22 protein-coding genes and 2 tRNA genes are annotated in these 26,205 nt (G+C 66.9%); 8 read left to right on the forward strand and 16 right to left on the reverse strand.

Features of this window, described 5'->3' with window-relative positions; translation table 11 throughout:
- Positions 1-27: 27 nt before the first annotated feature.
- From ndk to ileS, 4 genes are read right to left on the reverse strand one after another with little or no spacing between them, the layout of a single operon-like run.
- Positions 28-447 (reverse strand): nucleoside-diphosphate kinase, encoded by a 420-nt coding sequence (ndk, locus tag AS031_RS07760; RefSeq protein ID WP_058267530.1) that lies wholly within the window; start codon positions 445-447, stop codon positions 28-30.
- Positions 448-497: 50 nt separating this feature from the next.
- Entirely contained in the window at positions 498-953 is a 456-nt protein-coding gene (locus tag AS031_RS07765) for a DUF4233 domain-containing protein (protein WP_058267531.1), read from the reverse strand.
- A gap of 2 nt (positions 954-955) precedes the next feature.
- A complete protein-coding gene (locus AS031_RS07770) occupies positions 956-2,311 on the reverse strand; it encodes a bifunctional folylpolyglutamate synthase/dihydrofolate synthase (RefSeq protein WP_058267532.1) in 1,356 nt (451 codons plus the stop codon).
- A 3-nt stretch (positions 2,312-2,314) separates the two neighbouring features.
- Positions 2,315-5,656, reverse strand: coding sequence for an isoleucine--tRNA ligase (gene ileS / locus AS031_RS07775; protein ID WP_058267533.1), 3,342 nt, complete (start codon positions 5,654-5,656; stop codon positions 2,315-2,317).
- 384 nt (positions 5,657-6,040) lie between these two features.
- On the opposite strand from ileS, the gene AS031_RS07780 reads away from it, so the two are divergent.
- Complete coding sequence (locus AS031_RS07780; RefSeq protein WP_058267534.1) at positions 6,041-7,081, forward strand: endonuclease/exonuclease/phosphatase family protein; 1,041 nt, start codon at positions 6,041-6,043, stop codon at positions 7,079-7,081.
- Between the two features lie 47 nt (positions 7,082-7,128).
- Here AS031_RS07780 and AS031_RS07785 read toward each other — a convergent pair whose 3' ends face one another.
- Entirely contained in the window at positions 7,129-7,890 is a 762-nt protein-coding gene (locus tag AS031_RS07785; RefSeq protein ID WP_058267535.1) for an SDR family oxidoreductase, read from the reverse strand.
- A 117-nt stretch (positions 7,891-8,007) separates the two neighbouring features.
- On the opposite strand from AS031_RS07785, the gene valS reads away from it, so the two are divergent.
- On the forward strand, positions 8,008-10,626 hold the full coding sequence (gene valS, locus AS031_RS07790; protein WP_058267536.1) for a valine--tRNA ligase: 2,619 nt from the start codon (positions 8,008-8,010) through the stop codon (positions 10,624-10,626).
- A gap of 333 nt (positions 10,627-10,959) precedes the next feature.
- Here valS and AS031_RS07795 read toward each other — a convergent pair whose 3' ends face one another.
- The 6 genes from AS031_RS07795 to AS031_RS07820 all read right to left on the reverse strand — a co-directional run bounded on the left by AS031_RS07795 (position 10,960) and on the right by AS031_RS07820 (position 16,215).
- Positions 10,960-11,574, reverse strand: coding sequence for a mycothiol-dependent nitroreductase Rv2466c family protein (locus tag AS031_RS07795; protein ID WP_058267537.1), 615 nt, complete (start codon positions 11,572-11,574; stop codon positions 10,960-10,962).
- Positions 11,575-11,649: 75 nt separating this feature from the next.
- Positions 11,650-12,930, reverse strand: a complete 1,281-nt coding sequence (gene clpX / locus AS031_RS07800) for an ATP-dependent Clp protease ATP-binding subunit ClpX (protein ID WP_058267538.1) — start codon at positions 12,928-12,930, stop codon at positions 11,650-11,652.
- Between the two features lie 175 nt (positions 12,931-13,105).
- On the reverse strand, positions 13,106-13,765 hold the full coding sequence (locus AS031_RS07805) for an ATP-dependent Clp protease proteolytic subunit (protein ID WP_058267539.1): 660 nt from the start codon (positions 13,763-13,765) through the stop codon (positions 13,106-13,108).
- A gap of 43 nt (positions 13,766-13,808) precedes the next feature.
- Entirely contained in the window at positions 13,809-14,429 is a 621-nt protein-coding gene (locus tag AS031_RS07810; protein ID WP_058267540.1) for an ATP-dependent Clp protease proteolytic subunit, read from the reverse strand.
- 231 nt (positions 14,430-14,660) lie between these two features.
- Complete coding sequence (tig, locus tag AS031_RS07815; protein WP_058267541.1) at positions 14,661-16,058, reverse strand: trigger factor; 1,398 nt, start codon at positions 16,056-16,058, stop codon at positions 14,661-14,663.
- Positions 16,059-16,140: 82 nt separating this feature from the next.
- Positions 16,141-16,215: transfer RNA gene (locus tag AS031_RS07820), tRNA-Pro, on the reverse strand.
- A 141-nt stretch (positions 16,216-16,356) separates the two neighbouring features.
- On the opposite strand from AS031_RS07820, the gene AS031_RS07825 reads away from it, so the two are divergent.
- Positions 16,357-16,430, forward strand: a tRNA-Gly gene (locus AS031_RS07825).
- Between the two features lie 74 nt (positions 16,431-16,504).
- Here the strand turns inward: AS031_RS07825 and AS031_RS07830 are convergent.
- From AS031_RS07830 to AS031_RS07840, 3 genes are all read right to left on the reverse strand, one after another.
- Positions 16,505-17,452 (reverse strand): Fpg/Nei family DNA glycosylase, encoded by a 948-nt coding sequence (locus AS031_RS07830; RefSeq protein ID WP_058267542.1) that lies wholly within the window; start codon positions 17,450-17,452, stop codon positions 16,505-16,507.
- Positions 17,452-17,946: a ribose-5-phosphate isomerase gene (locus AS031_RS07835; protein WP_058267543.1), complete on the reverse strand. Its 495-nt coding sequence runs from the start codon at positions 17,944-17,946 to the stop codon at positions 17,452-17,454. Before AS031_RS07835 ends, AS031_RS07830 begins: the two co-directional genes overlap by 1 nt.
- 80 nt (positions 17,947-18,026) lie before the next feature.
- Positions 18,027-19,046: a hypothetical protein gene (locus tag AS031_RS07840; RefSeq protein WP_058267544.1), complete on the reverse strand. Its 1,020-nt coding sequence runs from the start codon at positions 19,044-19,046 to the stop codon at positions 18,027-18,029.
- A gap of 165 nt (positions 19,047-19,211) precedes the next feature.
- Between AS031_RS07840 and pepN the strand changes: the two genes are divergently transcribed.
- Together pepN and AS031_RS07850 are read left to right on the forward strand one after the other, a co-directional pair.
- The gene (gene pepN, locus AS031_RS07845) at positions 19,212-21,764 is read left to right on the forward strand and encodes an aminopeptidase N (protein ID WP_058267545.1); all 2,553 of its coding nucleotides are present in this window, start codon (positions 19,212-19,214) and stop codon (positions 21,762-21,764) included.
- Between the two features lie 17 nt (positions 21,765-21,781).
- Positions 21,782-22,255 (forward strand): OsmC family protein, encoded by a 474-nt coding sequence (locus tag AS031_RS07850; protein WP_058267546.1) that lies wholly within the window; start codon positions 21,782-21,784, stop codon positions 22,253-22,255.
- Here the strand turns inward: AS031_RS07850 and AS031_RS07855 are convergent.
- On the reverse strand, positions 22,252-23,268 hold the full coding sequence (locus tag AS031_RS07855; protein ID WP_058267547.1) for an NAD-dependent epimerase/dehydratase family protein: 1,017 nt from the start codon (positions 23,266-23,268) through the stop codon (positions 22,252-22,254). The genes AS031_RS07850 and AS031_RS07855 overlap by 4 nt on opposite strands.
- A 66-nt stretch (positions 23,269-23,334) precedes the next feature.
- Between AS031_RS07855 and AS031_RS07860 the strand changes: the two genes are divergently transcribed.
- Both AS031_RS07860 and AS031_RS07865 read left to right on the forward strand, forming a co-directional pair.
- Positions 23,335-24,021, forward strand: a complete 687-nt coding sequence (locus AS031_RS07860) for a mechanosensitive ion channel family protein (protein WP_058267548.1) — start codon at positions 23,335-23,337, stop codon at positions 24,019-24,021.
- A 2-nt stretch (positions 24,022-24,023) separates the two neighbouring features.
- Positions 24,024-24,482: a globin gene (locus AS031_RS07865; protein WP_058267549.1), complete on the forward strand. Its 459-nt coding sequence runs from the start codon at positions 24,024-24,026 to the stop codon at positions 24,480-24,482.
- Here the strand turns inward: AS031_RS07865 and AS031_RS07870 are convergent.
- Positions 24,479-25,138, reverse strand: a complete 660-nt coding sequence (locus AS031_RS07870; RefSeq protein ID WP_058267550.1) for a DUF8185 domain-containing protein — start codon at positions 25,136-25,138, stop codon at positions 24,479-24,481. The genes AS031_RS07865 and AS031_RS07870 overlap by 4 nt on opposite strands.
- A 63-nt stretch (positions 25,139-25,201) precedes the next feature.
- Here AS031_RS07870 and AS031_RS07875 point away from each other — a divergent pair, with 63 nt between their 5' ends.
- On the forward strand, positions 25,202-26,182 hold the full coding sequence (locus AS031_RS07875; protein WP_058267551.1) for an acyl-CoA thioesterase: 981 nt from the start codon (positions 25,202-25,204) through the stop codon (positions 26,180-26,182).
- Positions 26,183-26,205 lie beyond the last annotated feature (23 nt).

A 26,205-nucleotide genomic window follows, 5' to 3' on the forward strand; every position in this document is an offset into this window, starting at 1 on the left:
AACGCGCCGCCGGGCGCTGGCAGGATCCTAGTCCTGGAACCAGATCTTGATTTCGCGTTCCGCGGAGTCGGCGGAGTCCGAACCGTGCACCAGGTTCTGCTGCACCTTCAGGCCCCAGTCGCGGCCAAAGTCGCCGCGGATGGTCCCGGGTGCTGCGGTGGTGGGATCGGTGGTGCCGGCCAGGGAACGGAAGCCTTCGATGACGCGGTGGCCTTCGAAGATCGCAGCGACCACGGGGCCGCTGAGCATGAACTCCACGAGGGGCTCGTAGAAGGGCTTGCCCACGTGCTCCTCGTAGTGCTGCTCGAGGAGTTCCCGGGTGGCGTTGACCTTCTTCAGTTCAACCAGGGTGTAGCCCTTGGCTTCGACCCGGGCCAGGACGGCGCCGGTCAGGTTGCGGGCGACGCCGTCGGGCTTGATCAGGACGAGGGTGCGCTCTGTAGTCACAACTGCTCCAATGCGTTGGTGGGGTTTGGGGTCAAGTCTACGTGGACTGCCTACGGGGCCTGGCCGCCGGCGGCCTGGTCCGGATGGGCAGCTTCCCAGGCGGCCTGCTCACGTTCGCGTTCGCCGGCCTCGCGGTCGATCCTGATGCCGGTGCGGATCCCGTACCACCAGCAGATGCCGAACAGGACGCCTACCAGGAACATGGCAGGTTCGATGATTCCCGTCAGGATCAGGACCACCTGCAGCACCCAGCCCAGCCCGATTCCCCAGGGCTTCCTGAGGACCGCGCAGGCCAGCACCATCACGGCGCTCAAAGCGATTCCGACGCCGAGAATCAAGGCCGGCGGAAACTCGCCGCGGCGCAGCCCGAAGACCGCCAGCGTGGCGAAGAATATGACGAATGCTTCCAGCAGGAGCACGGTGGAGGCGAACATCACCTTGGTGGAGCGTCGCTTTTTCGGCATGCCCGGGCGCCATTCGCGCTGGGCCTTGGTCAGCCGTGCCATTCTCAGGCCTCCGTCTTTCCCAGAAGGATGCGGGCTTCGGCAACGAGGGTGATGGAACCGGTGACCAGGACGCCGCCGGAGAGGTCGTCGTTGGCTTCTGCCCGTTCCACCGCCCATTCGAGGGCGTCGTCGAGTTTCTCTGCCACGTGGACGTTGTCCTCGCCGAAGCCCAGGTCGATGGCCAGTTCGGCCAGTTCGGCGGCGGGGACTGCCCGCGGGGAGTTGGACTGGGTGAAGCAGTACTCCTCCGCCACATCACCGAGTGATTCCTTCAGTTCCCGGAGGATCTCCTCGGCGTCCTTCTCCTTCAGGACGCCGACCACGGGAACGAGCCGGCTGAAGGTGAATGCTTCCTGCAGCGCCGCGGCCGACGCCTTGATGCCGTCGGGGTTGTGGGCGGCATCGACGATGATCGTGGGCGCTGTCCGGACCACTTCCAGCCGTCCCGGCGAGGTGACGGCGGCGAAGCCTTCCTGGAGGACGTCGAAGGGCAGTTCCTTGCCGCCGAAGAATGCCTCCAGCGCTGCCACGGCAACGGCGGCGTTCTGCGCCTGGTGGGCGCCGTGAAGGGGCACCAGGAGGTCGGGGTAGCGCCCGGCGGTTCCCTGGATGGTGACCATCTGGCCGCCTACGGCCACGGTGCGGGACTCGACGCCGAACTCCACGCCTTCAAAGCGGAACGGCACGCCGACGTCCTTGGCCTTGTCCAGCAGGACCTGCGCGGCGTCAAGCGGCTGCGCCGCGCTGACCAGGAAACCGCCGGGCTTGATGATGCCGGCCTTTTCAAACGCGATGTCGGCGGTGGTGTCGCCGAGCAGGTCGGTGTGGTCCAGCGATATCGGGGTGACCACGGAGACCTGCCCGTCGCCGACGTTGGTGGCGTCGGTGATGCCGCCCAGTCCCACTTCGATGATGGCGACGTTGACGGGCTGGTCCGCGAAGATGGCGAAGCCCAGGATGGTCACGCACTCGAAGTACGTCAGCCGCGGCTGGCCGTCGGCTTCGAGCTCGGCGTCGACGATCTGCAGGTAGGGGCGGATCTCGTCCCAGATGCGGACGAACGTCTCATCGGACACGGGGTGCCCGTCGATGCTGATCCGCTCCGTGACCTTGGACAGGTGCGGGCTGGTGTAGCGGCCCGTGCTCAGCCCGTGGGCCCGGAGGACGGATTCGATCATCCGCGACGTCGAGGTCTTGCCGTTGGTTCCGGTTACGTGGATGATCGGGTACGCCTTGTTGGGCTCCCCGAGGACATCCATGGCGCGGAACAGCGGAGCAAGCCGCGGTTCCATCTTGTTTTCCGGCGCCCGGCCCAGCAGCTCGGCGTAGACGCTTTCCACGGAAAATTCGTCGGTCACGGCTCAGGCCTCCACTTTTTCGACGACGACGGCGGGTTCGGCGACATCCGCCGGTGCAGCCACGAGGTCCACGGTGAGCGTCTCCCCCTTGACCAGTTCGGCGTTGGCCAGCAGGGCGTCCACCACGTTCTGGGCGGCGGACACGGAGGTTCGGATCCGGTCGCTGACATTGAGCCCGGCGTCCTTGCGGGCCTGCTGGATGGCGCGGACCATGTCCCGGGCCAGGCCTTCGGCCTCCAGCTCCGGGGTGACCTCGGTGTTCAGGACCACGAAGCCGCCGCTCGGCAGGACTGCGACAGCAGACGACGCAGAGGAGGCGGCAGCACCGCCGTCGGCCTCTGCCACCACCGTCTCGAGGGTGTATTCCTGCGGTTCAAGCTGCAGGCCCCCGGCAGTGACCACACCGTTGCCATCCACGGACCAGTCACCGGACTTGGATCCCTTGATGGCCACCTGCACGTTCTTGCCCAGGCGCGGACCGGCCGCGCGGGCGTTGACCACCAGCTTCTGCTGGATGCCGAATTCCTCCGGGGATGCCGTGGCGGCGTCGAGCAGCCGGACGGACCTGATGTTCAGTTCGTCGGCGATGACTGCGGCGAAGCCGTCCAGCGCGTCGGCGCCGGGAGCCACCACGCTGAGTTCCTGCAGGGGCAGGCGGACCCGGAGGTTGGCGGCCTTGCGGAGTGAGGAGCCGGTGGAGCAGATCTGCTGCACCCGGTCCATGGCCTCAACGAGCCCGGGATCGGCGGGGAACAGGTCAGCGTCAGGCCAGTCGGCAAGGTGCACGGAGCGCCCGCCGGTCAGGCCGCGCCAGATTTCCTCGGTGACCAGCGGCAGCAGGGAGGCTGCCGCGCGGGACACCGTCTCCAGTGCCGTGTACAGCGCGTCGAACGCGTCCCGGTCCTCATCGAAGAAGCGCTGGCGGCTGCGGCGCACATACCAGTTGGTCAGCATGTCCAGGTAGCTGCGCAGGGCATCGCAGGCACCTGAAATGTCATACGCGTCCAGCCGCTCCGTCATGGTGCGCACCAGTTCGCCGGTGTTGGCCAGCAGGTACTGGTCCAGGGTGTCCTCGTAGCCGTCGTAGCGGAGCGTCGCCTCGTAGCCGTCCCCGCCGTTTGCCGCGTTGGTGTACAGCGCGAAGAAGCTGTAGACGTTCCACAGGGGCAGGATGACTTGGCGTACGCCGTCACGGATGCCCTGCTCGGTGACGATCAGGTTTCCGCCACGCAGGATCGGGCTGGACATCAGGAACCAGCGCATGGCGTCGGAGCCGTCGCGGTCCAGGACCTCGGAGACGTCCGGGTAGTTGCGCAGGCTCTTGGACATCTTCTGCCCGTCGGAGCCCAGCACGATGCCGTGGCTGATGACGTTGCGGAACGCCGGCCGGTCGAACAGGGCCGTGGAGAGTATGTGCAGCATGTAGAACCAGCCGCGGGTTTGGCCGATGTATTCGACGATGAAGTCGGCCGGGTTGTGGGTGTCGAACCAGGCTTCGTTCTCGAACGGATAATGGACCTGTCCGTAGGGCATGGAGCCGGAGTCGAACCAGACGTCCAGGACGTCCTCGACGCGCCGCATCACGGACTGGCCCTCTTCAGGGGTGCGGGGATCGTCCGGGTTGGGCCGGGTGAGCTCGTCGATGAACGGGCGGTGCAGGTCCACCTGGCCGTCCTTGTTCAGGGGCAGCCGGCCGAAGTCCGCTTCGATCTCGGCGAGGGAGCCGTAGACGTCGGTGCGCGGGTATTCGGGGTCGCTGGACTGCCACACGGGAATGGGGCTTCCCCAGAACCGGTTGCGGCTGATGGACCAGTCGCGGGCGTTCTCCAGCCACTTGCCGAACTGGCCGTCCTTGACGTTGCCGGGGATCCAGTTGATGTCCTGGTTCAGTTCCGACATGCGGTCCTTGAACTTAGTGACCTCCACGTACCAGGAGGACACCGCGCGGTAGATCAGCGGGTTGCGGCAGCGCCAGCAGTGCGGGTAGCTGTGCTCGTAGCTGGCCTGCTTGACCAGCCGGCCCTGGGCGCGGAGCACCTGGGTGATGGGCTTGTTGGCTTCAAAGACCTGCAGGCCGGCGATGTCATGGAGGTCGCCGTGCTTGAACAGCGGGAGGAATTTTGCCCCCTCGTCCACCGACAGCACCACGGGGATGCCCGCTTCCTCGCAGACCTTCTGGTCGTCCTCGCCGTAGGCGGGAGCCTGGTGGACGATGCCGGTGCCGTCAGTGGTGGTGACGTAGTCGGCCACCAGGAAACGCCAGGCGTTGTCCATGCCGTACTTCTCGTTGTCGCTGAAGTCGTCCCACAGGCGCTGGTACTGCAGGCCCTCCAGCTCGGCGCCGGTGTGGGTGGACACCACGGCGGCTTCGGCGGCTTCGAAACCGTCGTAGCCCAGGTCCTTGGCGTAGCTGCCCAGCAGGTCTGCTGCCAGCAGGAAGCTGCCGGAGACCGGCGCATCCGCCGAGGCTGCCTTGATGCCGTTGGGGCCGGCGGGGACCACGGCGTAGGTGATGTCGGGTCCGACGGCGAGCGCGGCGTTGGTGGGCAGCGTCCAGGGCGTCGTGGTCCAGGCCAGGGCCTGCACGCCGGCCAGCTGCCGGGACAGCTCCGACTCGCCGGCAAGGATGGGGAAGGTCACCGTGACGGTCTGGTCCTGGCGGTTCTTGTAGACGTCGTCGTCCATGCGCAGCTCATGGTTGGACAGCGGCGTCTCGTCCTTCCAGCAGTACGGCAGCACGCGGTAACCGTTGTAGGTCAGGCCCTTTTCGTGCAGCTGCTTGAAGGCCCAGAGGACCGACTCCATGTATTCGACGTTGAGCGTCTTGTAGTCGTTGTCGAAGTCCACCCAGCGGGCCTGGCGGGTGACGTAGGCGCGCCATTCGTCGGCGTACTTCATGACGGAGGCCCGGCAGGCGTCGTTGAACTTGTCGATGCCCATGGCTTCGATCTGGGTCTTGTCGGTCATGCCGAGCTGCTTCATGGCCTCGAGTTCGGCGGGGAGGCCGTGGGTGTCCCAGCCGAAGCGCCGTTCCACGCGCTTGCCGCGCTGGGTCTGGTAGCGGCCCACCAGGTCCTTGGCGTAGCCGGTCAGGAGGTGGCCGTAGTGCGGCAGGCCGTTGGCGAAGGGCGGTCCGTCGTAGAAGACGAATTCGTTGCTGCCGGGCTCGCCGCCAGGCAGGTCGGCGCTGCGCTGGTCGATGCTGGCCTGGAAGGTGCCGTCCTGGTCCCAGTACTTCAGGATGCGCTCTTCGATCTCCGGAAACCGGACGGAGGCGGAAACGCCTGCGCGGCCGTCGGACGGGGCGCCGCTGGTGGAGGCTGAGGCCTTGGGGTAATACGTCATTCTCGACATCCTGGGTTGAGCTTGGCGAACTGCCGGCAGCTGCCGGACACTTTCCGGGATGCGAGGACGGCCGGCGATGCTGTCCAAGGACTGCACGCTTACCGCGGTACCACCTCACTTACCGGCGCTGAGCGTTCCGGATGGAACGGCACTGCACCGGCCTCTCATTACTGCTGTGACGGGCTTACCCGTCCGGTTCTACTGGCGCTGCCCGCCGGGTGCGGCAGGTTGCGTGTTCTTCCGGAAGCTCGCCGGTGATTGCCGGGTCGTAGCCGTTTACGAGTCTACTATCGCGTGCGCCTGCATTTCCATTCCCGGGACCGGTTCCGGCCGGAGGCGCGGCAGCCGTTCGGGACTGCGCCCGCATTGCCTAGACTCACTTCCATGACTGCTTCCGGCCGTCGGGCCCCCGTGCGCCTTCGGATGGCGTGCACGTGGTTGTCGCTCCTGGCCGCCGCGCCGGTGCTGGTGCTGTCCTTTTTCCGCGCCGTCGGGCTGGAATGGCCGGTCCTGGTGGTCCAGCTGCTGGCCTTTACACCGTGGCTGGCGGTCCCGGCGGCGCTGGCACTGTTCCTGTCGTTTCCCGCCGGCCGGGGATGGCTGCGGCTGCTGGCCGCGGCGTTGCTGGCGTGCCAGCTGTTCTGGCTGTTTCCCTTGGACGCCGCCCGCCCGTCCCCGCCTGCCGCGGCAGCGCCGGCGGTTTCCGCAGCCGGGCAGCAGCAGGCCACGGTGGACCTGAACGTGATGAGCGTCAATTCGCAGTTTGGCCGCGCCGACGCTGCCGCGATCGTCGACCTGGTGAAGGACCGGAGGATCGCCGTCCTGGCCATCCAGGAACACACCCAGGCCCTTCAGGACCGCCTGGCGGACGAGGGCCTGGCAGCGGCCCTTCCCTACCGGATCAGCCGGCCCGCGGATGACGGCGCCGGCAGCGCAGTGTATTCAAGCCGGCCGATCGAACCGGTGGGCGTACTGCCGGACACCCCGTTCCTGATGCCGACGGTCAGGCTCGTGGCCGGCGGCGGGGCAGGCGGACCGCGCGCCGTGCTCGAGGTGACCAGCGTGCACACGCTGCCTCCGGTTGATACCAGGGTGGGCCAATGGCGCAGCGACCTTGAGGCGGTGGCCCGGTTGGCGGACCGGCCCGGCCACCGGCTGCTGATGGGTGATTTCAATGCCACCTACGACCATATGGAATTCCGCCGGCTGCTGTGCGCCGGAGAAGGAGGACTGGTGGATGTGGGCGCCGCGTCCGGTTCCCGGCTGCTCCCCACCTGGCCCATGGACGGCCAGCCCTTGCCGGGGATAGCCATCGACCACCTGGTGACCAGCCCCGGGGTGGGCAGCACCGGCTATGGCGTGGAGCGGATTCCCGGGACGGACCATGCGGCTGTCGTGGCCACCCTCGCTGTCCCGGCCGCCTGACTGCCGCGCGGGGCCGCGGCCCCGGGCTGCGAAGGCCTGCTGCGGCGTCAGCCTTTCCTGATGAGCTTGTGGTTGGCTGCCTGGGCAACGGGCCGGATGACGATCTCGTCCAGGTTGACGTGGTGCGGCACGCTCACGGCGTAACGTACGACGTCGGCCACGTCGCCCGCCGTGAGCGGCTTTTCCACGCCTTCGTAGACCTTGTCCGCTGCCTGCGCGTCACCGAGCCGGTTGAGGGCGAATTCCTCCGTCTGCACCAGGCCCGGCGCCACCTCGATCACGCGGAGGTTGTTTTCCACTTCCTCAAGGCGCAGCGCGTTGGTCATGGCATGCTGGGCGAACTTCGCGGCGTTGTAGCCGGCGCCGCCCTCATATGCGGCGATGGCGGCCGTTGAGGTCAGGTTGAGCACCGTTCCTTCGCCGTTGGCGCGCAGCATGGGGAGGAAGGCGCGGGTCAGCTTCATGGTGCCCAGGACGTTGACCCGGTACATCCATTCCCAGTCGTCGGTGTCGGCGTCGCCCAGCCTGTCCGCTCCGCGGGCGCCGCCGGCGATGTTGACCAGCGTTCCGATGCCGCCGGCAGCGGTGACCGTGTCCAGGAGCCGGGACACGTCGTCGTCCTCCGTGATGTCCGCGGGGATGGCGGTGGCGCCCGTCTCCGCGGCCAGCGCCTCGAGCCGGTCTGCACGGCGGGCCACGGCAAACACCGTCCATCCCTCCGCCCGCAGGGCACGGACGGTCGCTTCGCCAATCCCGCTGCTCGCGCCGGTCACCAGGGCTGCCTTGTTGTACTGCGAATCCTCAGTCATGGCACCACCCTAACGTCAGCGCTCCGCACCGTGCCGGGCGGCCGTCCCTTAGTGTCATGCGGCCGGCCACGGGGCCCAGGTTCCGCGGGACCGAACAGAGCATGAAAGAATTGCCTAATGGCTGAAGACACGCAGGGTACAGACACGCCCACCACCACCCCCATCAACGTTCCGGACAAGCCGGCCCTCGAAGGCCTCGAAGCAGCGCTCACGCAGCGGTGGCTGTCCGAAGGAACCTACCGGTTCAACCCGGACACCACCCGGGAGCAGGTCTACTCGATCGACACTCCCCCGCCGACGGCGTCCGGCTCGCTGCACGTGGGCCACATGTTCTCGTTCACCCAGACCGACGTGCAGGCGCGCTACATGCGCATGACCGGCAAGAACGTCTTCTACCCGATGGGCTGGGACGACAACGGCCTGCCCACCGAACGCCGGGTGCAGAACTACTACGGTGTCCGTTGCGATCCGGCCATCCCCTACAACGCGGATTACCGGCCCCCGGCGCAGCCGGCCAAGAACCAGCGCGACTTCGACGTGGTGTCCCGGCAGAACTTCATTGAACTCTGCGAGGAACTGCCCGTCGAGGACGAACAGGTCTTCGAGAACCTGTTCCAGACGTTGGGCCTGTCCGTCGACTGGAACCTGACCTACCGGACCATCGACGACACCTCCCGCGCAGTGTCCCAGCGTGCCTTCCTGGCCAACCTCGCCGCGGGCGACGCGTACATGGCCGAGGCACCGACGTTGTGGGATGTGACGTTCCGCACCGCCGTGGCCCAGGCCGAACTGGAGGACCGCGAGGTTCCCGGCGCCTACTACCGGTACCCGTTCTTCACGGAGGACGGCGGGAAGGTCTTCATCGAGACCACCCGTCCGGAGCTCCTGGCCGCCTGCGCGGCGCTGGTGGCAAACCCCGACGACGAACGGTACCAGCCGCTGTTCGGCAAGACGGTGCGTTCGCCCCTGTTCGACGTCGAGCTTGAGGTCAAGGCCCACCCCCTGGCCAAGGCCGACAAGGGCTCCGGCATTGCGATGGTGTGCACCTTCGGTGACCTGACCGACGTGACCTGGTGGCGGGAACTGCAGCTGCCCACCCGGGCCATCATGGGCCGTGACGGCAGGATCATTGCCGACACCCCCGAATGGATCACTACCGGGGCGGGCAAGGAAGCCTACGCCGCCATCGCCGGGAAGACCGCCTTCTCGGCCAAGGAAGCCGTGGTGGAACTCCTGGACGCCGCAGGCCTGCTGGACGGCGAGCCGAAGAAGATCACCCACCCGGTGAACTTCTTTGAAAAGGGCGACAAGCCCCTCGAAGTGGTCACCTCACGCCAGTGGTACATCCGCAACGGCGGCCGGGACGAGGACCGCCGCGAACGGCTGATCAGCCGCGGACAGGAGATCGACTTCCACCCGTCCTTCATGCGGTCACGCTACGAAAACTGGATCGCCGGCCTCAACGGCGACTGGCTGGTCTCCCGGCAGCGCTTCTTCGGCGTGCCGATCCCCGTCTGGTACCCGCTCGACGCCCAGGGCAACCCGGACTACGACAACCCAATCCTGCCGTCCGACGACATGCTCCCGGTTGACCCCGCAGCGGACGCCGCCCCCGGGTACGGGGAATCCCAGCGTGACCAGCCCAACGGTTTCACCGGCGACGCCGATGTGCTGGACACGTGGGCAACGTCGTCGCTGACCCCGCAGATCGTCGGTGGCTGGAGCCGGGATGAGGACCTGTTCGGCAAGGTCTTCCCGTTCGACCTGCGCCCGCAGGGCCACGACATCATCCGCACCTGGCTGTTTTCCTCGGCGGTCCGCGCGGACGCGCTGCAGGGCACGGCTCCGTGGAAGCATGCGGCGATCTCCGGCTGGATCCTCGACCCGGACCGGAAGAAGATGTCCAAGTCCAAGGGCAACGTGGTGGTTCCCACCGATGTCCTGAACGAGTACGGCTCGGACGCTGTCCGTTACTGGGCCGCTTCTGCGCGCCTGGGCGCAGACACTGCCTACGAAATCGCGCAGATGAAGATCGGCCGCCGGCTGGCCATCAAGCTCCTGAACGCCTCGAAGTTTGTGCTCAACCTAGGTGCCACCGAGAATTCGGTGGTGTCCGGCGACCTGTCGGTGCTGACCAACCAGCTTGACCGTGCCCTGCTGGCCCAGCTGGCCGAGGTTGTGGCGCAGTCCACCAAGGCGTTCGACAACTACGACTACGCCCGTGCCCTGCAGCTGACCGAGACGTTCTTCTGGCAGTTCACGGACGATTACGTCGAGCTGATCAAGGACCGCGCCTATGGTGCGGCGGGCGAGGCGGAGCAGGCGTCTGTCCTGGCTGCCCTGGCCACCACGCTGGATACGCTGCTGCGCCTGTTCGCGCCGTTCCTGCCGTTCGCCACGGAGGAGGTGTGGAGCTGGTGGCGTGCCGGTTCCGTGCACCGGGCCGAGTGGCCGGCCGGGGTGGCCGTGGACGGTGACACCACCATGCTGGCCACCGTGGGCACCGCCCTGAGCGGGGTTCGCAAGGCAAAGTCCGAGGCCAAGGTCAAGCAGCGCACCGAGGTCCTGTCCGCGACCATCACCGCTCCCGAGTCCCTGACGGTGCAGTTGAAGGCCGGCCTGTCCGACCTCAAGGCCGCGTCCAATGCCCGGGAGATCACCTTGGTGGTGGGGGACGGTGAGCTCAGCGTCACCGATGTTGCCTTGGCAGCTCCTGAGGAGCCCGCGGCAGTCTAAAGCCGGTTGCCCCGGTTTCCGGGCAAAGGGGAAGCCCCATCAGCGTTTTGCCGTTGGTGGGGCTTCGACTTTTTCGGCCATCCGGTGACGTCTTGATGGTCTGGCAGGATCCGTGGACTTGCAGGTCTTCCTACCGCGTCACCGGTAGCTTGTTTTCGGCTTTGCCAAAGGCTGCGTCGAATACATTTCACTGAATCTTTGGTTCCTGCGTCCCTCTTCTTTCGAAGTGGGTAAGAACTATTGTTGTCCTGCCCGCAGTGCAGCACAAGGGCCCCGGAAGAACTACATGGCAGTAGTTTCTCCGGGGCCCCGGGGCCGTGCGGCGGGATGTGGTCAGTCGAATTCCGGCTGTTCCGTCCGGCTGCGCTTCAGCTCGAAGAAGTGCGGGTAGGCGGCGATCGCCGTGGTGGCGTCCCAGAGCCGGCCGGCTTCCTCCCCGCGCGGGATGCGGGTCAGGACCGGGCCGAAGAAGGCCGTACCGTTGAATGCGACCACCGGGGTTCCCACGTCCTGGCCGACCAGCGAAATGCCTTCTTCATGGCTGGCCCGGAGGCGTTCGTCGTAGGCGTCGGTGTCGGCGGCGGCTGCCAGGGTTGCCGGGAGCCCGCAGTCGGCGAGGGCCTTGGTGATCACGACCGAGCGGTCCTTTTCGCCGCCCTCGTGGATCAGGGTGCCCATGGCATCGTACAGTTCCTTGACCACGGCGTCGCCGTGCTCCTGCTGGGCGGCGATGATGACGCGGACCATTCCCCACGCGTTGTCCATGGACTTGCGGTAATCGGGGTCGAGTTCGCGGCCCTCGTTCAGGACGGCGAGGCTCATGACGTGCCAGACGGTGTCAATGTCCCGGACGCCCTCGACCTCGCCGATCCAGCGTGAGGTGATCCAGGCGAACGGGCAGAGCGGATCAAACCAGAAGTCGGCCCGGTTCTTGGCGGTTTCAGTCATGGTTCATCCTTCAGCTGGGGCGTCGGTGCGCGCTGCGGCAACGGGTACCGCGGCGGCGGTGGGGCGTGGTGGTGTTCAGGCAGACTTACGCCGCTTGGTGACGTGCGGGATCATGGTGGGTTCGGCGCCACGGAGGACCACGGCATCGGTGATCACCACGCTGGCCACGTCCTCGCGGCTGGGGAGGTCGAACATGACCGGCAGCAGCACTTCCTCGAGGATGGCGCGCAGGCCGCGGGCGCCGGTGCCGCGTTCCAGGGCCTGGTCCGCGATGGCTTCCAGGGCTCCGTCGTCGAAGACGAGTTCCACGCCGTCGATCTGGAACATCTTCTGGTACTGCTTCACCAGCGCGTTCTTGGGTGTGGAGAGGATCTGGATCAGGGCGTCCCGGTCCAGGTTGGACACGGTGGTGATAACCGGGAGGCGTCCGATGAACTCCGGGATCAGGCCGAACTTCAGCAGGTCCTCCGGCATGACTTCGCCGTAGGAATCGACTTTCTTGCTGGCCTCGTTAAGCGGCGCACCGAAGCCGATGCCCTTCCGGCCGGACCGGGAACCGATGATTTCCTCGAGGCCGGCGAACGCCCCCGCAACGATGAACAGCACGTTGGTGGTGTCGATCTGGATGAATTCCTGGTGCGGGTGCTTGCGTCCGCCCTGCGGCGGCACGGACGCGACCGTCCCCTCGAGGATCTTCAGCAGCGCCTGCTGGACGCCTTCGCCGGAAACATCGCGGGTGATGGAGGGGTTTTCGCTCTTCCGCGAGATCTTGTCGATCTCGTCGATGTAGATGATGCCCTGCTCGGCCTTCTTGACGTCGTAGTCCGCGGCCTGGATGAGCTTGAGCAGGATGTTCTCCACGTCCTCGCCCACGTATCCGGCCTCGGTGAGGGCGGTGGCGTCCGCTACCGCGAAAGGAACGTTGAGGCGGCGTGCGAGGGTCTGCGCCAGGTAGGTCTTTCCGCAGCCGGTGGGCCCGATGAGCAAGATGTTCGACTTGGCGATTTCCACGTCGTCGTGGTGGCCGCCGTCGCCGAGGTTGCCCGATTTGGGTGCGTGCCCGGCCTGGATGCGCTTGTAGTGGTTGTAGACGGCGACGGCGAGGGACCGTTTGGCAGGTTCCTGGCCGATGACATATTCCTGCAGGAAGTCGAAGATCTCCCGAGGCTTGGGCAGTTCGAAGCTTCCGAGGTCGGCGACTTCCGCGAGTTCCTCTTCGATGATCTCGTTGCACAGTTCGATGCATTCATCGCAGATGTAGACACCGGGCCCGGCTATGAGCTTGCGCACCTGCTTCTGGCTCTTTCCGCAGAAAGAGCACTTCAGCAGATCCGTGCTCTCGCCAATCCGAGCCATATGTGAACCCCTTAGTATCCTGCTGCCTGGCAGCTTGCACCGTTGCTGGAATCTTCACCGGACCGTTCGGGCCGGTTTGTGACAACTTCCACTCTAGGTCACATTGGCTCCCAAGGGTGGAAGGAAAAGGCCGGCAGGGCCAAAATGAACTGGCCCTGCCGGCCTCGAGGTACTGCTACCTGGTGATGGCCTGCGGCTTGATCTTCCGGGAATCCAGGACCTGGTCGATGAGCCCGTAGGCGTGGGCCTCTTCCGCGGTGAGGATCTTGTCCCGCTCGATGTCGTTGTTGACCTGCTCGGACGTCCGTCCGGAGTGGTGGGCCAGGGTGTCCTCAAGCCACGACCGCATCCGCATGACCTCGGCGGCCTGGATCTCCAGGTCGGAGGCCTGGCCGCCCTGGCCGCCGGAGAGGGCCGGCTGGTGGATCAGGACGCGTGCGTTGGGCAGTGCCAGCCGCTTGCCGGGGGTACCGGCAGCCAGCAGGACGGCCGCCGCGCTGGCCGCCTGGCCCAGGCACACGGTCTGGATCTCCGGGCGGATGTACTGCATGGTGTCGTAGATGGCGGTCATCGCGGTGAACGAGCCGCCGGGCGAGTTGATGTAGAGCGTGATGTCACGGTCCGGGTCGGTGGACTCGAGCACCAGCAGCTGGGCCATGATGTCGTCAGCGGAGGCGTCATCAACCTGGACGCCCAGGAAGATGATGCGGTCCTCGAACAGCTTGGTGTACGGATCCTGGCGCTTGAAGCCGTAGGGTGTGCGTTCCTCGAACTGCGGCAGGACGTAGCGGCTGGACGGAAGATTACCGGCGGACCACCCGAAGTTGTAGTTCATTGTCATTGCTCCTGATCGAAAAGGGTTCTGGTTGCCGGGGATATTAGTTCTCGGAAGCCGACGGGCCGGAGCCGTTGGACGTTCCGCCGCCGCCGGAGACGGAGCCCGCGTGGGCGGCGATCTTGTCGAAGAAGCCGTACTCCAGGGCTTCGGTGGCCGTGAACCACTTGTCGCGGTCGTTGTCCTTGAGGATGGTTTCCACGGTCTGGCCGGTCTGTTCGGCGGTCAACTCCGCCATGACCTTCTTCATGTGCAGGATCAGCTCGGCCTGGATCTTGATGTCCGAGGCGGTGCCGCCGATGCCGCCGGAAGGCTGGTGCATCAGGACGCGGGCGTTCGGGGTGGCATAGCGCTTGCCCTTGGTGCCGGAGGAGAGCAGGAACTGCCCCATGGACGCAGCGAGGCCGGTTGCCACGGTGACCACGTCGTTGGGGATGAACTGCATGGTGTCGTAGATGGCCATGCCTGCCGTCACGGACCCGCCGGGCGAGTTGATGTAGAGGTAGATGTCCTTTTCAGGGTTCTCAGCGGAGAGGAGGAGCAGCTGCGAGCAGATGGCGTTCGCATTGTCGTCACGCACCTCCGAGCCGAGCCAGATGATGCGCTCCTTCAGGAGTCGGTTGTAAATGTAGTTGTCCTGGGCTGCAGGATCGACGGTCGCCATCCGGGGGGCCTCTTGGTGCTGTGACATGGTTACTTACCTCTCGCTGGTGACGGTGACATCACTGAAAATCACTACTTGGACACTAACCGGTTTCACCGACATTTTGTTCGCGTCCCAGCGGCTGTTCGCTGACGGCGCACGATGGCCGGGCCGCGGCCCCACGGGGGTGTTTCAACGCGAACGGCCCCCGGATCGGTGGATCCGGGGGCCGTGTGCGCATTTGGCTGCAGGCTAGGCCTTGGCCTCTGCCTTCTCGTCGCCGGCGGCGGCCTCAGCGTCGGCTTCGACTGCCTCGGCGTCGGCGGCCTCTGCCTCAGCGGCGGGGGCTTCCTCTTCGCCGCCGGGGCGCACGAAGTCGCTCAGGTCGACAGCGTTGCCTTCGGTGTCGGTCACGGTGGCCTGGCCCAGGACGACGGCCAGTGCCTTGCGGCGGCGGACCTCGGAGACCATCATGGGCACCTGGCCGCTCTGGTCGATGATTTGGGCGAACTGGTTGGGGTCCATGCCGTACTGGCTGGCGGTGGAGACGATGTAGTCGATCAGCTCGTTCTGGCTGACGTTGACTTCTTCCTTCTCGGCGATGGCGTCGAGGATGATCTCGTTCTGGAAGGCGCGGGCCGTGTTGGCGCGGACTTCCTCACGGTGCTCCTCGGTGTCGTGCTCGCCGTCGCCGTGGCCGTTGCCCTCCTTGAAGTGGGCTTCGAGCTGCTCTTCGACGACGCTGTCCGGAACCGGAACCTCGACGAGCTCAACGAGCTTGTCCAGCACCTTGTCGCGTGCTTCAACGCCCTGCTCCACGATCTTGGAGTCGGCGGCCTGCTTGGCGAGGTCCTCGCGGAGCTCGGCCAGGGTGTCGAACTCGGAGGCCAGCTGGGCGAAGTCGTCGTTGGCCTCAGGCAGCTCGCGCTCCTTGACGGCCTTGACCACAACCTTCACCTGTGCTTCTTCACCGGCGTGGTCGCCGCCCACCAGGGTGGTGTTGAAGATGGCGTCCTCGTCGGCGCTGAGGCCGGTGACAGCCTCGTCCATGCCTTCGAGCATGGTGCCGGCGCCCACCTGGTAGGACAGGCCGGCAGCGGAGTCAACCTCTTCGCCGTCGATGGTGGCGGTGATGTCGATGGTCAGGAAATCGCCGTCGGCAGCCGGGCGGTCAACGGACTTGAGCGTGCCGAAGCGGCCGCGCAGTTCGTCCAGGGCCTTGTCCACGTCTGCTTCGGAGGACTCTGCCGCTGCAACCTCGACCTTGATGCCGGCGTAGTCGGGCAGCTCGATCTCGGGGCGGACGTCAACCTCGGCAGCGAACTTCAGGCCGCCGTCGGTGGCGGAGGGGTCCGGAACCTCGGTGATCTCGACCTCGGGACGGCTCAGCGGGCGGATGCCGGATTCGACGACGGCAGCCTGGTACCAGCCGTTGAGGCCGTCGTTGATGGCGGTCTCCAGGACATAGCCACGGCCGACGCGCTGGTCGATGATCCGGGACGGCACCTTGCCCTTGCGGAACCCAGGAACCTGGATCTGAGAGGCAACAGTCTTGTATGCCGAGTCGATGCTGGGCTTCAGTTCCTCAAAGGGAACCTCAACATTGAGCTTGACCCGCGTGGGGGTGAGGTTCTCGACAGCGCTCTTCACGGTCTAAGTACTCCTGGGTTTGTGGGATGGGTTTCTGCACAACGCAACGTTCCTGCCCGATCCGACCGGCCGGGCCGCAGAGTCGGGGTGACAGGATTTGAACCTGCGACTTCCTGCTCCCAAAGCAGGCGCTCTAGCCAAGCTGAGCTACACCCCGTAAGTGCACAGGCAAGTCTACGGTGATACGCGTCGCGATTGCACATTTGACACGTAGGCCATGGATTAGGTTTAGTTATATCCGGCTTGGACAGCCAGCCCGAAGAAAGCGCTCCGGAACATCGGTGCAGGATCTTCTCTCGGGGACGTAGCTTAATGGTAAAGCCTCAGTCTTCCAAACTGATTACGCGGGTTCGATTCCCGTCGTCCCCTCCACCGCAAAGGGACCCCGTCACGGGGGTCCCTTTGCTTGTTAAGCCCTCAACGTCCACCGGCGTGCGGTTCCGCCCCTACTCCCGCTGGCAGAAGGGGCACCAGTACAGGTTCCGGCCGGCCAGCTCCGCGGTCAGCACCAGGGTGCGGCAGACCCGGCACGGCAATCCTTGCCGCTTGTACACATAGTGGGCGTCCTCCCCTGCCGGGAAGCTGCCGCTCCTGGCCGGAACCTCCAGGCCGGCCTTGGCCGCTTTGGCGGCCGTGCTGCCGCCGAACTTCCAGTACTTGGGCGGGGTGGTGATGATCCTTCCGTCGGCAACGCCGTCGCCCATGACGCTGACGACGTCGCGCCACAGGTTCCTTGCCGCGGGTTCCGGCACATCCGTCCCCGGCAGCCAGGGGTCGAGGCGGCGGCGGAACAGGACCTCGGCCCGGTAGACGTTCCCGACGCCGGCAATCACCTTCTGGTCCATGAGCAGCGCGGCCACGGGGGTCTTGCGGCTGCGCAGGTTCCGGGCGAAGCGGCCCGCGTCGCCGCGCAGGTTGCGCAGCGGGTCGGGACCCAGCCGGGCCAGCACGGCGTCGGCTTCCGCCGCGGTGATGGTTTCGCAGGTGGTGGCCCCGCGGAGGTCCGCCCACCCGTGGCGGCCGGTCAGGCGCACCCTGACCGCGCCCACGGGCGGAGGGGGCCCGGCATAGGAGGTATCGGCGTCGCCCTCCGCGAAAGCTTCCTTCTCCCCCACCCGGCGCGGCGCTCCGATGCTGGAGGAACCGGTGAAGGTGCTGTCACCGCCGAAGCTCCAGGCGCCGTACAGGCCAAGATGCACGTGCAGCACCAGGGCATTGTCGAAGTGGAGGAACAGGTGCTTGCCGTGGGCCTCGGCTGACGCCATGGTGTGCCCGTCCAGCAGCGCCGCCCCCGCAGCGAACCTGCCCTGCGGACTGGAGACCGCAAGCTGCTCACCGGTGAATACGTCGCCGAACTGGCGGGCCAGGCGGCGGACGGAATGGCCTTCAGGCACTACTCGATGACCTCACCGGTGGTTTCGTAGGCGGCGATCTTGCCGATCCGGCGGACGTGCCGTTCATCATTGCTGAACGGTTCGGCCAGGAACGCCTCGATGAGCCCGGTGGCTTCCTCCACCGAGTGCTGGCGTCCGCCCACCGCCACGACGTTGGCGTCGTTGTGCTCACGCGCCAGGGTGGCGGTGGAAAGGTTCCAGGCGAGGGCGGCCCGGACTCCCTTGACCTTGTTGGCGGCAATCTGTTCGCCGTTGCCCGATCCGCCCAGGACAATGCCCAGGGCGTGGACGCCCGCCTGCTGGTCGGCCACGACAGCGAGGGCGGCGTTGATGCAGAAGGACGGGTAGTCGTCCTGGGCGTCGTAGACCTTGGGACCGTGGTCCACTACCTCGTAGCCCTTGGCGGTGAGGTGGGATACCAGGTGGGCGCTGAGCTCCATTCCGGCGTGGTCGGTGGCGATGTGGACCCGCGGGAAGGAAGGGGAAGAAGTCACGTGCAGATTCCGTTCGTCGTGGCGGCGTTGGCGGCCGGCAAGGTGGGCGCCGGCGCGGGGAAACAACACGGACAAGGATACTAGGACCCGGGCGGCTGGCCGCCTGATGACGGGCCGCCGCCCTTGCGTGCCCGGGCGGCCACGCGGGTGAGGACCTCGGCGAGGCGCACGGCGGTCGCCTGGCTGCCGCCGCTGACGGCCAGGCTCCTGCCGTCGGTTTTGCTGACGACGACGGCGGGCCCGCTCCCCACCAGCATCGCCTCGGTGCCGCCGTGGTGCCGGTAGCCCCAGCCGCCATAGTCCGCGGCCCTTACCTCCGCGGCGCTGGCGGCCCTGATGGTGCCGGCGGGTACATCCATCACCGGCACGACGCCTGCCAGCAGCACCTTCAATCCCTGCCGGTCGGCTGTGACCCTGGCTATCAGGAAGGCTGCCCCCACCATGGCCAGCAGGACCAGGAGGCCGCCCAGCCACGGCAGGGCGATGGCCAGCAGGGCGGCGGGAAGGAGCGAGGCGATGCCGATCATGACAAAGACCGAGCTGCGGGCGTGCACCCACAGCCGGATGGTGTCGCCGGGCAGATCGGGGTCGGTTTCGCTGGTGACGGCGTGCTGCAGTGCCTTGTCGTCCTCCACGGACCAGTGCTGGTCGGCCTTGTAGACGAACGCCAGGGTGACGCCCAGGGAGACCGCCGCACCGCTGCCCAGGGCGAGGACCGTCAGGTCGACGTGCGAGTCACGGGCATCCGCCACGCCCGCCTGGCCCACCAGCCCGGCGGCCAGGACTGCGGTCACGAACAGGCTCACGAACAGTCCCAGGCCCATCATGATGCGTCGCATCAGCGTCGGCCGGCTCAAAGGCAACGCCTGGGAGAGGACCAGCCAGCCCGCGGCGAGGATCATGGCCGAGCCGCCGCCCACGTAGGCGCCGAACGGGGCGAAGGCCGCTCCGCCGTCGTGCGTCCAGAAAACGGCGAGCGGCTCGGGAAGGTCGCGCCGGAGCAGGAAGGCGCAGAACGCGAAGGCGCCGGCGAGGACCACCGGGAAGCCGACGGCGAACCGCAGCGCCCTGGCGTCCACCGAGTCCAGAAACTTTGCCATGGATTAACGCTACCCCTGCCGGGCGGCGCCCGGCCGGGGGAAGCCGTGCCGGTGTGAGCCGTGCAACATGCCACCGTCCCGGCAGTGCAAGAATGGTCAGGAGCCGGGCTGGGCACCGCCAGCCACGGCAGCAGTCCCTTTCTCTGGAGGTAATCCTTGCCAGGCATGAACCTGACGCGCGCCGAAGCGCGTGACCGCGCTGAACTGATCACCGTTGACTCCTATGAGGTCAGCCTGGACCTGACCCGCGGAAGCGAGGTGTTCGGCAGCACCACCACCGTGCGCTTCAGCGCAGTGCCCGGCGCGGACACCTTCATTGACGCGGTGACCCGCACCGTGCACAGCGTGACGCTCAACGGCCGCAGCCTGGACCCCGCAACGGTTTCCGACGGAGTGCGGATCCAGCTGCCGGACCTGGCTGGGCAGAATGAGCTGACGGTCGTTGCCGATGCCCCCTACATGAACACCGGCGAAGGCCTGCACCGCTTCGTCGACCCCGTGGACAACGAGGTGTACCTGTACACGCAGTTCGAGGTCCCCGATTCCCGCCGGATGTTCGCCGTCTTCGAGCAACCGGACCTGAAGGCCACGTTCGCGTTCACCATCACGGCGCCGTCGCATTGGGACGTCATTTCCAACTCCCCCACTCCCGTGCCCGGGGAGGCCGCGCCCGGTGACGACGGCGGCGCACGCTCCGTGTGGACCTTCGCCCCGACCCCGAGGCTGTCCTCCTACGTGACCGCCCTGATCGCCGGCCCGTACCAGTCCGTCCGCAGCGAGGTGGCCAGCTCCGACGGCCGCGTCATCCCCCTGGGCGTCTTTGCCCGCAAGTCCCTCATGCAATACCTCGACGCGGACAACATCTTCGAGCTGACGCGGCAGGGCTTCGGGTTCTTCGAGGCCCAGTTCGGCTGCCCCTACCCGTTCGAGAAGTACGACCAGCTGTTCGTGCCGGAGTTCAACGCCGGCGCCATGGAGAACGCCGGTGCCGTCACCATCCTCGAAGGCTATGTGTTCCGCAGCAAGGTCACCGGGGCGCAGATCGAACGCCGCGCCATCACAGTGCTCCACGAGCTGGCGCACATGTGGTTCGGCGACCTGGTGACCATGCGCTGGTGGAACGACCTGTGGCTCAACGAGTCGTTCGCCGAATACATGTCCCACCTGGCCGCCGTCGAGGCCACCTCCTTCACCAGCGCCTGGACCACGTTCGCGTCGGTGGAGAAATCGTGGGCGTACCGGCAGGACCAGCTGCCCACCACGCACCCGATCTTCGCCGAGATCAATGACCTTCAGGATGTCGAGGTGAACTTCGACGGCATCACCTATGCCAAGGGCGCCTCCGTCCTGCGCCAACTGGTGGCCTGGGTGGGCCCGGAACAGTTCATGGCCGGCGTGCGTGAGTACTTTGCCAAGCACTCCTGGGCCAACACCGAGCTGCGTGACCTGATGGTGGAGCTCGAAAAGGCCAGCGGCAGGGACCTGGACAGCTGGGGCCGCCAGTGGCTGGAAACCGCCGGCGTCAACACGCTCACGCCGGAACTGGAGGCGGACGCCGACGGCACGCTGCGCTCCTTCTCGATCGTCCAGACCGCGGTCGATGACTGGCCAACCATCCGGCCGCACCGGCTCGCGGTGGGCTTCTACAACCTCGACGCCGACGGCAAGCTGGTGCGCGTCCACCGCGAGGAACTGGACGTCGACGGCGAACGGACGGACGTACCCTCCCTCGTTGGGCTCAAGCAGCCGGACCTCATCCTGGTCAACGACGACGACCTTGCCTATGCCAAGGTACGCCTCGACCCGGCGTCGCTGGCCACTGCAACCGCCCACCTGAAGGACTTCAAGGAGAGCCTGCCGCGCACGCTCGTCTGGAACTCGGCCTGGGACGCAGCCCGCGACGGCGAAACCCCCGCCCGGCAGTACGTGGAGCTGGTCCTGTCCAACGTCGCAGCGGAAACGGACTCATCGGTGATCCTGGTCCAGCTCCGCCAGCTGGCTACCACGCTCAACTTCTACGTTGCCGAAGAACACCGGGAAGCGACAACCCGGGCCGCGGTGGACCGTCTCTGGGACCTCGCACAGGAGGTAGCTGGCGGCTCCGACGCGCAGCTGCAGTTCGTGAAGTCCTTTGCACTGCTGGCCGGCAGTGACTCCCAGCTGGACCGGGTGGCGGGGCTGCTGGACGGGTCCCTCACCCTGGATGGCCTCACCGTGGACCAGGACCTCCGCTGGGAACTCGTGGCCTCACTCGTGGCCGGCGGACGGCTGGGCCAGCGCGACATCGACGCCGAACTGGAGCGGGACAACACGGCCAGCGGCCAGAACGCGGCAGCGCTGGCCAAGGCCGCCATCCCCACCGCGGACGCCAAGGCCGCGGCCTGGGAGTCGATTGTGGTGAAGGGCGAACTGTCCAACGCCCTGCAGGGCTCGGCCGTGACCGGGTTCATGCGGGTTCTGGACAGGACGCTGCTGGAACCGTACTCCGAAAAATACTTCGCCGCTGTCCCGGGCATCGTCGCAACGCGTACGCACGCACTCGCCCAGCAGATCGTCGTCGGACTGTACCCCGCCCTGCTCACCACGCAGGCCACCGTGGACCGGACGGACGGCTTCCTGGCGTCCCTGCCGCCGGAGAGCGCGGCTTTGCGGCGCATGATGCTCGAGAACCGCGACGGCGTGGCCCGGGCGCTCCGGGCCCGCACGGCGGACCGCTGACAGGTGGAGGGACGGACATGGGGCTTCACGACCATAACTACGCGCTGACCATCCGTTGGACGGGAAACCGCGGTGAGGGCACCTCGTCCTACCGCGCCTACTCCCGGGACCACGACGTAGCCATTCCGGGACTCCCGGTGCTGAAGGGGTCCGCCGACCCCACCTTCCACGGAGACCGGGAACGCTACAACCCGGAGCAGCTGCTGCTGGCTGCCCTGGCGCAGTGCCACATGCTGTCCTACCTGCATGTGGCGGTGAAGCACGGTGTGGTGGTCACGGATTACACGGACGAAGCCACCGGGACGATGGTGGTGAACCGTGACGGCAGCGGGCAGTTCCAGAGCGTCACCCTTCACCCCCGCGTTACGGTGGCGGACCCCGGCCAGGTGGCCCTCGCCGAGTCCCTCCACCATGAGGCGAACCAGGTGTGCTTCATCGGGCGGAGCGTCAACTTCCCTGTGGGCCACGAGCCTCTAACGGTGGTGGCTTAGGGAATTATTCCGTGGCCGGCCTGGCCCGTTCCCTGGAGCAGGCCGGCCAGCGCAGCCTCCCTGTCCGGTGCCAGCCCGGCGTTGCGGGGCCGCCGCAGTCCGCGGGTTCGCTCGTCCTGGAGCACGTCGGACACGGTTTCCCGCCAGGGCCGCAGCGACAGCCCGGCCGCTTTGGCAGCCTGGTTGCTGCGTGCCATGAACCCGTCATGGCCCGGCGGGAGCCACAGGGGCAGCGAGTCAGGACCTGCCCAATAATTGACGCCCTGCGCGGCGAGCCAGTCCGGTGCGGCCGCCAGGACCAGGCCCCGGTAGTCCGCCGCCGCGCACCCGGCTGCTGCCACTTCGCCAAAGGGCACCTGGTCCCCCAGCGCGTTGAGGGCACCGGTTACCCCCTGCGCCGCGGCCCGGACAACCCAAGCGGCAAGGTCCCGGACGTCGATGACCTGCGTCGGGGAGGTGCCCATGTCCGGGACGATGACGGGCCGATCGTCCCTGGCGAACCGGGCAGGCCAGTAGCCGTAGCGGTCCGATCCGTCCCCGGGCCCGGCAATGAGTCCCGCGCGGACAAGGTGCGCCCTGCGGCCCGCGGCTTCCAGGGTGGCGGCTTCGATGGCCGACTTCGATTCCCCATAGTTCTCCGGCGTGGACGCTTCGCCGGCCGGCAGCGGCGGCAGGAGTTCCGCGTCCTCCCCCGCTCCCGGCACGGAATGGTCGGCGTACACCGAACAACTGGACACGAACGTCCAATGGCCTGCCCGGTCGGCGAGGCTGTCCAGCGCGCCCTGGGCCAGGACCGGATCCCGGGCCACATCGATCACCGCATCCCACTCCCCCGTGGCCTCGTCGTAGGCGTTCGCGCCCAGTGAACGGTCCGCCTGAAGCCACACCGCTCCCTGGGGTGGCGGACCCGACGATCCCCTGGCCAGGCACGTCACACGGTGCCCCTCGGCCACGGCCCGGCGGGTGATCCCTGCGGACAGGAAGGCGGTGCCGCCCAGGACGAGGATGCGCATTGCTCCACGCTACGGCGCTAGGGTTGATGGTGAACAGAGCCGATTTCCAAGGAGTACCTCCCACATATGGTCGATATGTTGTCAGTCCTTCCCTCCGCCACCACCGACCCGGGCGGCATCAGCGTTACCGGGATCGTGATCAGCCTCGGCGTGGGCGTCACGGTGTGGCTGGCTGCGACGTTCATCATTTCCCGCATCACCTCGCGGGTGGCATCGGGAAGCAACTTCTTCAAGAAGCGCACCTTCAAGTGGGTGGCGCCGGCCCTGCGCGCCCTGGACCATGAGCGCCGCGTCCAGCGGGCTGCCACCATCGGTTCCCTGCTGAAGAGCATCGTCGGCGTGCTGGTGGTGGTGATCACCGGGATGTACGTACTGCAGAACCTGGACATCGATATCACCCCGCTGCTGACCAGCGTCGGCATCCTGGGTGTCGCCATCGGTTTCGGCGCCCAGCAGCTGATCCGCGACTTCCTGGCCGGGATCTTCATCACCATCGAGGACCAGTTCGGCATCGGCGACGTGATTGAAACCAGCGAGGTGGTGGGCGTCGTGGAGTCCATGGGCCTGCGGATTACCCGGGTCCGCTCTGACGACGGGGCCATCTGGTACCTGCGCAACGGCGAGATCCTGCGCGTGGGCAACCGCTCGCAGGGCAATTACGTTCCGCTGCACGAAGGCCCGGACGGCACCACAGACCAGAGCTCGGACCACGGGGTCGAGAACACCAAGACAGAGCAGAAAGCCGGAGAGTAGCCATGAGCCTCCCCATCGAACCGAAGCGGCCGCAGCTGATGCAGAACGACCCCTTCAGCCAGCCGGGCTACACGGACAGTTTCTACGACGCCGTGGGCGGCCACGTCACCTTCGTGAAGCTGATCGACGTTTTCTATGACGGCGTCGCCACCGATCCGCTGCTCCGGCCGATGTACCCGGAAGAGGACCTGGAGCCCGCCAAGCGGCGCTTCCTCATGTTCCTCGAGCAGTACTGGGGCGGGCCCACCACCTACGGGGAGGAACGCGGACATCCCCGCCTGCGTATGCGCCACATGCCATTCAGGGTGACTCCGGAGGCCAAGGACCGCTGGCTTTTCCACATGCGCGCCGCCGTTGACGCCCTGGAGCTGCCGGAACTGTACGAGGGGACGCTTTGGGACTACATGGAACGCGCGGCGCTCTCCATGGTCAACAGCCCCTCGGACGTCCAGCCGGGCTAGAGAAGGCCGCTGCCGGTCCGGGCCAGCACGTGCCCCCGGCTGCCCGAAAGGCGGAACCAGCGGCCCGCCCGGTAAAGCTTCTGGTCGCCGTCAGCCAGAAAACCCAGGGCCAGGGCGGCAAAGGCGGCGCCGGCCGGAAGGCCGGTGCCGTCGAACGGCCTTCCCCAGACGGCGGCGCGGGCGTTGTTGACCATGTGCGCCCCGGGGCTGTCCGGCACCAGGCGCGCCACCTCGGCGATGCCTGCTTCGGCGGCGTCCTTCAAGGCAGCGTCGGGGACTGATCCCAGCAGCTCCCAGCCACTCCGCGGAGCACCCACTCCTGTCCATGATTCGGTGACGGTGGTGGGCGGAACCGGCAGCTCGGCGTCGTCCGTGCGGGCCCGCGCCAGCCGGTCAAGCACGGCGGACAGCGGGACAGTAACGTCGGTTTCGGACGGCGCCGCCAGTGCCATGGTGCGCAGGCCGAGGATGGTGGGGGTTGACTCGCCCAGGATCCTGGGACGGAGCACGCAGACGTACGCGGCAATGACCGAGCCGGCGGCCTGGAGCCGGATGGCGCCGTCGTCAATGGCCTTGGCGCGGGTGGCAAAGGTCCTCAGGTCGGCGAGATCCCGCGGGTCGGCGAAGCGGAAGGACGAGGTGAGTAGTTCTGACACACCAGAAACACTACCGGCTCCGCGTTGTTGGAGCGGTGCCGGGGCTCCGTCTAGAGTCAGACCATGACTGAAGCCGAAGCCGGAATCCTGGCCCTTCCCGGCGATGACCCCACGTCGTCGCTCATCAAGCTCCTGGACCTGGGGGAACTGGAAGGCGCGCGGACGGACGAGGACATCTTTTTGGGTCCGTCGCAGCAGCAGCCCCACCACCGGGTGTTCGGCGGGCAGGTACTGGCGCAATCACTCGTGGCCGCCACGAGGACCGTGGCCGGGGACCGGTACGTCCACTCCATGCACGGCTACTTCCTCCGGCCCGGTGACGCCAACAAACCGATCACGTTCGGCGTCCAGAGGCTGCGGGACGGCCGTTCCTTCTCCGCCCGCCGCGTGCATGCCTACCAGGAGGGCATGCCCATCCTGTCCATGATCGCCTCCTTCCAGACCGAGGATGAGGGGATTGAGCACGAGTCTGCCATGCCCGCCGGAATTCCGGACCCGGAGTCGCTGCCCACCACGGCAGACCTGCTGGGGAAGTTCGACCACCCCGTGGCCAGGCACTGGGCATATGAACGGCCGTTCGACATCCGCCATGTGGATCCGCCGCTCTACGTCTCGGCGACCGGCGCCAAGGAGGCCCGCAACGCCGTCTGGATGAAGACGTTCGGTCCCATGCCGGACAACCCGAACCTTCACCGCGCTGCCCTTGCGTATGCCAGCGACTACACCCTGCTGGAATCCATCCTGCGGCGGCACGGGCTCAGCTGGATCACCCCGGGAATGAACGTGGCCAGCCTGGACCATGCCATGTGGTGGCACCGGCCCGCCCGCGTGGACGAGTGGCTGCTGTATGTCCAGGAGTCCCCCAGCGCCCAGTCCGCCCGCGGCCTGGCCACAGGAAAGATCTTCAACCGGGCCGGCCAGCACGTGGCCTCGGTGGCGCAGGAGGGCATGGTCCGGGTTCCCACAGACTTCAAGAGCAAGGTGGCCGGCGCCGTGCAGTCCAAGGTCATGGAGCACCAGCTCCGCAAGGCCGGGCGTAACTGAGCTCCCGGGTAAAGCGGCCGGGC

Origin of the sequence: Pseudarthrobacter enclensis (genome assembly GCF_001457025.1) — a bacterium.
GTDB lineage: Bacteria > Actinomycetota > Actinomycetes > Actinomycetales > Micrococcaceae > Arthrobacter > Arthrobacter enclensis.